This window comes from Snuella lapsa (genome assembly GCF_039539345.1).
Taxonomy (GTDB): Bacteria; Bacteroidota; Bacteroidia; order Flavobacteriales; family Flavobacteriaceae; genus Snuella; species Snuella lapsa.
In genome coordinates, this window is the sequence record NZ_BAABCY010000017.1 from 41,774 (window position 1) to 52,323 (window position 10,550).

10 protein-coding genes are annotated in these 10,550 nt (G+C 35.7%); 4 read left to right on the top strand and 6 right to left on the bottom strand.

What is annotated here, in order from left to right; translation table 11 throughout:
- Positions 1-68: 68 nt before the first annotated feature.
- The 3 genes from ABD792_RS03335 to ABD792_RS03345 form a co-directional block, all read right to left on the bottom strand.
- Entirely contained in the window at positions 69-662 is a 594-nt protein-coding gene (locus ABD792_RS03335) for a BfmA/BtgA family mobilization protein (RefSeq protein WP_345004370.1), read from the bottom strand.
- A gap of 432 nt (positions 663-1,094) precedes the next feature.
- Positions 1,095-1,499 carry a hypothetical protein gene (locus ABD792_RS03340; protein ID WP_345004371.1) on the bottom strand — a complete coding sequence of 135 codons (405 nt, stop codon included), beginning with the start codon at positions 1,497-1,499 and terminating at the stop codon, positions 1,095-1,097.
- A gap of 384 nt (positions 1,500-1,883) precedes the next feature.
- Positions 1,884-2,132 carry a transcriptional regulator gene (locus tag ABD792_RS03345; RefSeq protein WP_199116975.1) on the bottom strand — a complete coding sequence of 83 codons (249 nt, stop codon included), beginning with the start codon at positions 2,130-2,132 and terminating at the stop codon, positions 1,884-1,886.
- A gap of 370 nt (positions 2,133-2,502) precedes the next feature.
- Between ABD792_RS03345 and ABD792_RS03350 the strand changes: the two genes are divergently transcribed.
- Entirely contained in the window at positions 2,503-3,288 is a 786-nt protein-coding gene (locus tag ABD792_RS03350) for an RNA polymerase sigma factor (protein WP_345004372.1), read from the top strand.
- 2 nt (positions 3,289-3,290) lie between these two features.
- Positions 3,291-4,388: a hypothetical protein gene (locus ABD792_RS03355; RefSeq protein ID WP_345004373.1), complete on the top strand. Its 1,098-nt coding sequence runs from the start codon at positions 3,291-3,293 to the stop codon at positions 4,386-4,388.
- Positions 4,389-4,678: 290 nt separating this feature from the next.
- On the opposite strand, the gene ABD792_RS03360 is transcribed toward ABD792_RS03355, so the two are convergent.
- From ABD792_RS03360 to ABD792_RS03370, 3 genes are all read right to left on the bottom strand, one after another.
- The gene (locus ABD792_RS03360) at positions 4,679-5,644 is read right to left on the bottom strand and encodes a hypothetical protein (RefSeq protein ID WP_345004374.1); all 966 of its coding nucleotides are present in this window, start codon (positions 5,642-5,644) and stop codon (positions 4,679-4,681) included.
- Complete coding sequence (locus ABD792_RS03365; protein WP_345004375.1) at positions 5,616-6,335, bottom strand: hypothetical protein; 720 nt, start codon at positions 6,333-6,335, stop codon at positions 5,616-5,618. Before ABD792_RS03365 ends, ABD792_RS03360 begins: the two co-directional genes overlap by 29 nt.
- Before the next feature lie 210 nt (positions 6,336-6,545).
- The gene (locus ABD792_RS03370) at positions 6,546-7,757 is read right to left on the bottom strand and encodes a site-specific integrase (protein WP_345004376.1); all 1,212 of its coding nucleotides are present in this window, start codon (positions 7,755-7,757) and stop codon (positions 6,546-6,548) included.
- A 542-nt stretch (positions 7,758-8,299) separates the two neighbouring features.
- Between ABD792_RS03370 and ABD792_RS03375 the strand changes: the two genes are divergently transcribed.
- Together ABD792_RS03375 and ABD792_RS03380 are read left to right on the top strand one after the other, a co-directional pair.
- Positions 8,300-9,889, top strand: coding sequence for a cysteine peptidase family C39 domain-containing protein (locus tag ABD792_RS03375; protein WP_345004377.1), 1,590 nt, complete (start codon positions 8,300-8,302; stop codon positions 9,887-9,889).
- A gap of 369 nt (positions 9,890-10,258) precedes the next feature.
- On the top strand, positions 10,259-10,522 hold the full coding sequence (locus ABD792_RS03380) for a hypothetical protein (protein ID WP_345004379.1): 264 nt from the start codon (positions 10,259-10,261) through the stop codon (positions 10,520-10,522).
- Positions 10,523-10,550 lie beyond the last annotated feature (28 nt).

Sequence of the window (10,550 nt, forward strand, 5' to 3'; positions counted from 1 at the left end):
GTCACCTTTTACCTCATTTGAACATTATAAAATAAACTCTTTAACATTCTTAAGTAATTATGCTTCCCTCATGAGTTCCTTAATGTTCTTTTATACTTCTCCAATTCCTCCTCTGTAAGCTCCAACCTTAAATGTTTCTTCCCAAAACCGCTCTTTACTACCTTAACTCTATCCAATACATAGTTAAAATCATTTTTTACGGAGTTCATCTTCTCTTCCAACCGTTCATATCTGATTTTGGGAACGGTGGTCTCTTCAATCAATTTTTCCTCTCCTGCTTGGATATCCTCAAATTTCTTCTCAACAAATTCAACATCATCATCAAAATAATCATTGTCCTTTTCATGCTCCAATTGTTGCTCAAACAGGGATTGCAGCATGGCAACCGTTGGCAAGGTCTGGCTTTGTTCTATACTCTTTATGATAGCTATGGCATTATTTATTCTTCTTTTGATCCTTATTTCTAAAGCACTTAGACTACCATCAATAGAATCCATTGGGGACAGTTGGTGAATTTCAAAAAAATCGAGCATGGCTTCCATGGCCTCGGTATTGGACATTGAAATTTCCTTAGAGAATGCCCGAAACCTAACTGCCGTTTCTTTCTTGAAGTTGATACCTGAATACCCGTATTTTGAAAATTCTCCCATGATTTGCTGCAAATATTTGCCTTTTTACTGGGGTTTTGAGCGTTTTTGCTGCAAACCACCATTTCCTATGCTCTAATCAATTCTTAACAAACCCTTATATAATGGGGCTTTGCGAAGCAAATGAAATACGTAGCACTGCGAAAGCACGCTACCCTCTTGCTCTACGATTTCCGCCCCGAAACCTCGGGGCAAAATTCTCCGACAACTGATTTTCCCATCAGTTGCACTTTTAAATAACCTGCTTTATAAATGTATCTATTTAATAGATGATATTGAAACGCGGATTGATCCCAAATGCCTCGTTTTGGTATCAAATTTTATGATTTCAGTGGATATTGCTAAAACGAACGTCAAATTATGGAAATGTCCGTATTCAATCCCGTTTGTTCAGACCATAAAAAAACCTATTCTTATCGAACAGGCTTTTTGAGTGAATAGATGTCCTTACAGTTCAAACTGGATGATCTCCTGTTCGATCTCTCCCTTTCTTGCTTCCAAGGTGGACTGCAAATGGGTCGTTACCAACTTGATCAGGTTGGTGTTGGTGGTCTTGAACTCCAGATTGTGCGAATCCCTGATGTAAAAGGATGCCGAATCCCCTTGGTTGTAGTTGAACTTCGTTAGCTCGCTCAGGGTCTGTACCAAGCGTTCCCGTTGGGTGGCCAGTCCCCTGAGCTTCTCGAACCTTTGGATGCGGTCGGCAAGGTCAATCGTTGCTTTGCTAACTAGGGATTGTTTTGGCTCTTGGGCATCTTGTCCCATGGCCTGTTTGGCCAATTGTTCCTTGACGTCCTTTTTAACAGCTACTATTCTTTTTGCCGTTCCGTTTTGCTTTGTTTTTGTTTCCATGATAATGAAATTTTTAGTTAAACAATATTTGAGCACATCACAAACGGAAGGCAAAATTTTGTCTCAAATTTTCAAGTAAAAAATTGGGGGAACCCCTGGGGGTGCCGATTTTTTACGCCGACAAATTTGAACGCAAATATTTTGCGACGTTTACTTTTCGATAAATTTTGGATGAATATAATACTGACTTCAATACTTCTATAACATTAATGAACTTAATGAATATTAACTGAATGTTGTAGCGAAGTCCTGCACTGGCGAACTTAAGTTCAAAATGCTTTTTCGCATTTTGGGCTTGTGTTCAAGGTTTTTACAATGAAGCGCTTTTCCCGAAATGGAGAATTACGGAATGAAGGGGAATGGGCTGCAATGGGATTGTAATGATTATTTCCTAATTCTTATTTCAGGAAACATTGCCTCAGCTTCTTTGAAGAATTCTGATAAATTTATATTCTCTCCTTCACATATGCTTTCAATAGTTTCATAACTCGTTCTATAAGATTCATCATCTTTTATCCTGCGAACTGTTTTCTCGTCCAAATTATGATTTTTAGCAAAATCACTATTGTTAACTACCTCTCTAACCCATTTAGCAGCAATAAACTCAACTATTTTTCGATTTCTATCTGTCATTTTTACAAATAAAATCAGAGTTCAATGATTTATTTCGGATTCAAATCCGAATATTTAATTTTTTTACTATATTTGTATTAGATTACATATTTTTGCGATTCTTCTTATAGAAAAATATTAGAAGCAATTGTTTTGAGTCTCACTTTTGAAAACTGGTAATTTTTAGCGACGAGACGATAAGCAGATTTGCTCACAACCCGGGTGTGGGCTCTCTTATTGTTGCAAGGTATACCAGTACCCCAAAAGTGATAGGTTGAGCTCCACACCTTTTTGTTTGTAGAAAAAGGATGTCTCTTCTCAACCTTCTTCAAAGCCATCTTCCCTTTATAAATTACAGGAGCTCGCATAAGATATTTAAACGAGGTCTGTTATGCAACACCGTAATTTTAAACTATTAAAGAATGGCGACCCCGCTGCTTTGGAGCATATCCATGCCCAATATAGCAGAAGCATCTTTTGGGTTGGCAAACGCATGATCAGTGACCATTTCGTCATAGAATCCCTGGTACAGGATACTTTCTTAAAACTATGGGTTCATAGGGACACCATAGAATCACCTGAGCATATGGTACGTTTCCTAAGGTTTGTGATGAAAAGGGAATGTATATCATACTACAGCAGACCGAAAAACAAGTTCTTTAGGAATGTCCATTCCCTAGAGAATTTCGACAATTACCAGGACTATATGCTAGGATATGATCCAGTAAATGTATCTGAAAACCTAAACAACCAGGAATCGGAACAAAATGCCTTTAACCGAATCAAATGTGTATTGCCCTTACTGAACGCTAGGAGAAGGCATTTGATCGAGCTCTGCCTAAAATATGGCTTTCAGTATAAAGCGATTGCCGAGGTCATGGGATCAAGTATTACTGAAACCTCTAACGAGGTAAAACGGGCTATTGAGGACATCAAAAATATAGTGCATCACGGAAGTATTCCTAAACCCCAAAAAAGACCTCCCAGCGGCATTAAGGTTCAAGGTGTTATGACCGAGGAACAAAAAAGGGTATTGGAACTGAGATTTAACAAGAAACATTCCTTTGCTTCTATCGCCAAAGCACTTAACCTCTCCCAAAAGGAAGTACACAAAGAATTTATGACAGCTTATAAGCTATTGCAAGAGAATCATGAACAACAATTAGAATCCGCTTAATCATGGAGAAACCAACACTCAAACTGACACGGAAAATCCAGCTTTTGGTAGACCTGCCCACTAAAGAAGAACGGAAGGGGGTACTGGACAAGCTATACCAGTGGCAAAACCGATGCTTTAGGGCCGCTAACCTTATTGTTTCCCATTTGTATGTACAGGAAATGATTAAGGATTTCTTTTATCTGTCAGAAGGGATAAAGTATAAACTGGCTGATGAAAAGAAAGATGAACAAGGTATCCTGCAACGCTCCCGCATCAATACAACCTATCGTGTGGTATCGGATCGCTTTAAAGGTGAGATCCCAACAAACATATTGTCCAACCTTAACAATACCTTAATCACTTCTTTCAACAGTAATCGCCTTGCGTATTGGAAAGGCGAACGCTCCCTTAAAAACTTCAGAAGGGATATGGCCTTTCCGTTTGGTCTGGAGGGCATAACCGGACTGTCCTATAATGCCGAGAAACGAGCCTTTTGTTTTCGCTTGTTCCAAATTCCTTTTAAGACGTATTTGGGCAATGACCATTCCGACAAAAGGGTTCTATTGGAACGGGTTATCAAAGGAGAAACCAAGTTATGTACTTCCCATATTAAATTAAAGGACGGCAAGATCTATTGGCTACCTGTTTTTGAAATTGAAAAAGAAAAGCATTGCCTAAGACCGGAGAAGATTGCAGAGGCTTCCCTATCCCTTGAATATCCCATCGTGGTGAAAACCGATAAAGCAAGGCTTACCATTGGCACTCGGGAAGAGTTCCTGTATAGAAGACTAGCCATACAGGCCGCCCTTAAAAGAGCACAGATTGGGACTACCTACACCAAATCGGGTAAAGGGCAAAATCGAAAACTAAAGGCCGTGGACAGGCTCCAAAAAGCCGAAAGCAATTATGTGTCCCATCGTCTTCATGTATACAGTAGGAGGTTGATCGATTTTTGCACCAAGCACCAGGCTGGAACATTGATCTTATTGAATCAGGAGGACAAGGTTGGGATAGCAAAAGAAGAAGCCTTTGTATTGAGGAACTGGAGCTATTACGAACTTATGACCAAAATAAAATACAAGGCCGAGAAAGCGGGAATTGAACTTATTATAGATTGACCCATTTGGTTATGAGGGTGCTTGTACACCCGTAAGGTGAGGTCGATAATCACACTCACTAAATGCATTCGGCATATACAACGCGTGGGCTCTCTTATTTTTATCTGCCCTATTTTTTATTGACCAAAAAATCGAGGGTTTCATTTATTTTAATTTACTTTCTGTAAAGCTTCCGTTAAGTTATAAGAAGATTACACTAAAACCTTGGGGTCTGGACGGGATATTTTACTTAAATTCAACTAAATGATTTTTAGCATTATACTCATAAAAATATTATACAGAATCTATTTTTATTCTAACTTATTAGATGAATTATTTTTTAAAAAGTCAATATTTTGGTTTAATTCAATTTCATTGAGAGTTTTCTTTTCTTTATCCCTTTCACTCATATAACTTTGTTGTTCTGAAATGATATCATGATAAAAACTTACACTTTTTATATCTGAAACCTTGTAAGATTTAGTTTTTGCAGAATCCTTATTAAATATAAATATATAACTTCCTGTATTTCCTGCATAAACTGTATTCTTATCACTAGAGTCTATTTTTACTCCATCATATTCAAATTCAATAGCATCTTCTGAGAAAGACAACATTCTAAAACCAGCTTCTAATGTACCTGCAATTCCTGTAATATAGAATAAAGTCAATGCTAATGATAATGTTTTCAGTAATTCTGGTCTAAGATTAAGTATTTTTTTATTCTTCCCAACTCCATTCAGATATGACACAGTGCTCAAGTATATTCCCGCATAACCTAAAACAAAAGAAAATCTAGTTAATATAGCTGTAAAATTGTATATAGATTCATCATTAGGATTATAAAAAACAAATGGAAATGAATATACTGTCAACATCATCTTAAACATTATGAATGCCATAAGATTTAATGGAATTACATTAAAAAGACTTTGCTTTTCCTCTCTATTTTGAGTTTTTCTTTTTTTATTCTTTTTAAGCGGTTTAAATATATCTTTAATTCTTTCAAAAGTTTCTCCTACTATAACTAAAATAAAGGCTGAAGCAACGGTAAGCAGAAAAAAATGAACTAAACCTGGTATTAAATCAATAAATAAAACATATAAATCTGAAATAGATATAAAAGCAGTAATGTTTACGTTAAAAGCTTTAAAAAAAGCATATTTATAAAGTAATGCTAATGATAGAACATAAAGAACTAGGTAAGAAAATTTTATTCTTTTTATCTCTTTTAAGACTATTAATACTTCAACCTTTACCTGTTGGTATATTTTCATTTTTCTTTATTTTTAACCTAATTACTTTCATCGCAATTAAGTCATTATTTGGAATTATTTTAGATTCCTTAGTTTTATTATCATACAGGAATATAAATTTTTCTGTTTTACCTAAGTACCTTAAACTATCTGAAGTTTCATAAGATTTATCTTTAAATTCAATAATATATTTATAACCATAAAAATTTTCAGTTTTAGCATAAGCTTCTGATGATGCATCTATCCTAACATATAACAAAAATAAAATTACAAGACCTATATTGAAATTTAGTTTTACTCCAAAATAAAAAGCAGTAACGTAAATTATTCCAAAAAGATTATGAATTGCAACTTCAAGATACAATAGTCTTAAAGACATTCTTTCTTCAAATACAGCTTTGAGAATTGTTAGTATAAAAGCACATACAAATCCTAGAATTCCTATTGATAAGCCTTTGCCCTTATATTTCTTAGTAAATTTTTTAGCCCATTTGGTTTGTCTCAGATATACAAATAGAATCGTAAATCCCAACATTGTAATATAATAGAATAAATCATCTATAAAGTAATTTATATACTCATGGATACCCATAAATTCTTCTATATTTATACCAAAAAAATTATAATAAACTAATAGCTTTAAAGAGCTGCAAAAAATTAAAAATATTGAACCTAGTGGAATTAACTTAACAAAGGATTCTACTTCTTTCATTATAACCTTAATATTATTTATTAGTTTACTTAGAATACTAAAGTAATAATTATATTACAATTAAATGATTTCTCAGATTTGAGGTCTATCCAATACCACAAGACTTTTTAAAACTTAGCAATCTCAAAATCTCCTTCCTATACGCTCCTCTCAATATAACGGAAACATAATGATACAGATCCATATAATTTAGCTTCCAGTCAAGTGTTCTCAGTTCCTACTCTCTATCCTTGACACCAAACTGTTCATGTCCTCACTGATCTTGCTTTCCACTACCCTTGCATAGATTTGGGTCGTTGAAAGCTTTGTATGCCCCAAAAGCTTGGATACCGTCTCAATAGGAACCCCGTTAGATAACAATACGGTCGTTGCAAAGGTGTGGCGTGCCACATGAAAAGTCAAGTTTTTCTTTATGCTACAGACATCGGCTATCTCCTTTAAATAGGAATTGAGCTTCTGGTTAGAAATGGTCGGAAACAGGGTTTGCCTTTTTTGGGAATCAGGATGTTCTTTATACTTATCTATAATCTCCAATGCTTTTGAGAGCAGAGGCACCTTTATTGGTATACTGGTCTTTTCCCTGTAGGAATGAATCCAAAGCTTGCCGTCTATACCCTTACACAGGTCATTGGCTATCAATCCCATCACATCCCCATAGGAAAGCCCGGTATAACAGCTAAAAACAAACAGGTCCTTAATTAATTGGAGCCTACCAATTCCAAAAGCCTTGTTCTCTATTCGCTCCAGTTCTTCCGATGTCAAAAAGCAGCGCTCTTTCTTTTCATACTTGGCCTCAAACTTTACAAACGGGTCTTTATCCAGCCATTCCATCTTATAGGCCAAACTCACCATCTTCCTTAGACGTTCTATATGTTTCATAACAGTATTGTTGCCCATTTCCTTTTGATGGCGCAAAAACCGCTCAAAATCAATAATGAACTTATAATTAAGTTCACAGAGGAATATATCTGTTGTCCTATGCTTTTGCTTTAGAAAAAGATAAATATACTTATGGGTAGTAAAATAGTTCTTTTGCGTGCCCCAACGAAGTGTGGACTTCATATGCTCGTTGTGATAGTCTATGATATCCGATAGGGTCTTTCGGCTTTCACCAGTTCCCACAAAACTGGATTTGATAAGACTTGCCGTTATTAATTTGTTCTCCGTTTTTAACTTTTGATAGGCTTCAAAAAGTTGGGCATTGACCTGCTTGAGATAAGCGTTAATTCGTTTGGCCTCATCGCCTAGCCCTTTGAGCTTGTTTTTACTGGCGTCCCAATCGGATATGACCAGTTTACGTTTTAACGATAGTTCTGCGCGTTTTCCATTTACCGTGATACGGACATAAAGCGGTGCTTTCCCGTTTTTTGCACTGGCCAGTTTCAACCAGAACAGGACACTGAAGGTGTTTGAAATTTCCATAATCTTTTGTTTTAAAAATTGAACATCAAAAACAAAAGCCAAATCAAAGTCTCGGTTACCTTTTTAGGTCATTTTAAAACAAGGTAACCGAATAGGTAACTTTTTTAACCAAACCAATTCAAATTAAATGATAGCCTTTAAACGACAAAAACTTGATAATCATATGATTACCAAGTTTTTGTTACTAATTGATTTTTTTAAAAGTCGGGGTGGCAGGCCTAACTTAAACCTCTCCTATCACCTATTTTCACTGTTATCCAATGACTTTCAATTGTTTATGTACACCTAATTGCACACTCTAACCATAAAAGAACATCGAAGATATAATTTGATCCTCTTTGATATCATAAAGATACATAATTTATGAATACTCTTTATTAGACAATTTACAATTCCATAATCATAAGTGAGAATTTTTAACATTTGACTACACTACAAACTTGTTTTATTTTCCTATATTTGATTCTCGAACATTAACCCAAATTAATTTTATTCATTATTTATAACATCTAATCAAAATATTTTAAAGCTTCTACCTTTCTATGGATAACTGTATTCAATCAACAGAAAAATTACTTTACTCATTAAAGATAAGGTTTACAAGAAAATATATTAAGGACTCCATTTTGTCCCACCCTGACCATCCTAGTTTGTTGGCGATCTCTGATACTTTAGAAAAATACCAAATGGGAACTTTAGCAGTTAAGATTGACGCTAATAAACTTAATGATATGCCCTTGCCCTGTATTGTCCAAGTAGAGAAAAACAGGCAGCCATTGTTTTACGTATTAAAAGAGGTAGCTGTGGATCATATGGTTTATTATAATGACAAAAACAAGCTAGTGCAAAGTACTAAAGAAGCTTTTGAAAAGCTATGGACCGGTGTTTGTTTATTAGTTGAAAAGACACCGCAATCTAAGGAAGAAGGCATTGAGGGAAAGTTAGTGACAAAGCGCATCCAAAATACCTTAATGATTAGCATTACAATTTTATTACTTGGAAGTGCTGTTTTTGGGTTTTTAAGTTCAGAAGTTGCCACAAGCTTCCCAACCATAATTTATGCCATTGCCTATAACCTTTTAAAAGTAATTGGACTGACTGTTGGTGTGTTTCTGCTATGGTTTGATATCGATCAGTACAATCCAACATTACAAAGCTTTTGTACGGGAGGTGGTCAAAAAATCAATTGCAATGCTGTGTTGGGTTCAAAATATGCTAAATTGTTTGGGGGCCGTTTAAGTTTAAGCCTGTTAAGCTTTTCATATTTTTTTGGAACCCTTGGTTTGTTCTTTATTAGAGAGTTTTCGTTGGTAACATTGTCTATGTTAGGGATCCTGAGTTTTATAAGCTTGCCTATAGTCCTTGTTTCAGTTTATTACCAAGCTGTTGTTATTAAACAATGGTGTAAGTTCTGTATCATCATTCAAGGGGTGCTTTTAGGAGAAATAGCAATTATTTTTTTTAGCGGTTCCTATAATGCACCAATATCGTATGAAAGCATTCCTTTATTGTTAGCGTTGTTTTTGTTGCCCATGCTCGGGTGGAAACTTTTAAAACCATTACTGGAACAGGAAAAGGAAACCAATGTGCACAAACGAGGGCTTAAAAAAATTAAAAACAATCCCGATGTGCTTGAGGGGCTTTTGGTAAAATCCAGAAAAATAGAGACATCTACGGAAGGTTTGGGGATTTCCGTTACCAATGATACTGCAAAATACAATGTAGTTAAGGTATGCAACCCTTATTGTGGTCCCTGCGCCAAGGCGCACCCTGTGCTTGAAGATTTGGTTAAAGCAGGCAAGATAAATTTACAGATATTATTTACGGCAAGATCGGCGGAAGATCATATGGGAAAACCGGTAAGCCACTTTTTGGCCGTTGATGAAAAAGGCGATAAGGGGGTCACGCAACAGGCATTGGACGATTGGTATTTGGCAGACCAAAAAGATTATGAAGTTTTTGCAAGAAAGTATCCCATGAATGGTGAATTGGCTAAGCAAGGCAATAAGATAGAAGCTATGCGGACCTGGTGTGATGCCGAACACATTGCCCATACACCTACAATTTTTATTAATGGTTATGAGTTACCCAAGGAGTACAGTGTTGAAGATTTAACGGAAGTGTTGCAGTAACAAAGTCATTACGAACGAAACGATAGTGGAGTGAAGTAATCTGTTTGTTGAAAAGAAAGTATTGCCGTTGCGAATTGAAAGTAGTGAAGCAAGGCAATGTCATGAATAAAACTCTAAATAGAAAGATTACTATGATGATAACAAAATAAAAAATGAGATTCCGTTTTTCAACGGAATTAGTTCAACTTACAATTTTAAGTGCGTCTATGACTTCTTAAAATTGAGTTTCACTAAAAAGCCCAAAGCAGCAACTTTGGGCATGAACAATATCCTTTCGCGAAGGACAGCCTGCCCATAGGGTCAGGCAAGGCCAAAACCTTGATGGCCTTTAACTGTTCAAGGCAAAAATAATTATTAAAACTTATAAAAATGAAAAAATTAAGTTTAAAGAATTTGAAGTTGGATGCTAATGATATGCTTCAACGTAACCAATTAAAAACTGTGTTTGGTGGAGATGGTGGTACTTTAGAATGCCGCTGTAAAAATAAGCATACTAATGCTGCATGGTGGGGAGGCGTCAGTAGCTGTGATCAATGTACAAGTAGTTGGTGTGACAATAAAGTTCCTTCTGGTCATACTTGGACCAGTTTGATATGTTCAGGGCCTTTAGTAGGTGGTGGTTACGGTTATTAACAAAAACACAGGTTAAAGGTAATTACCT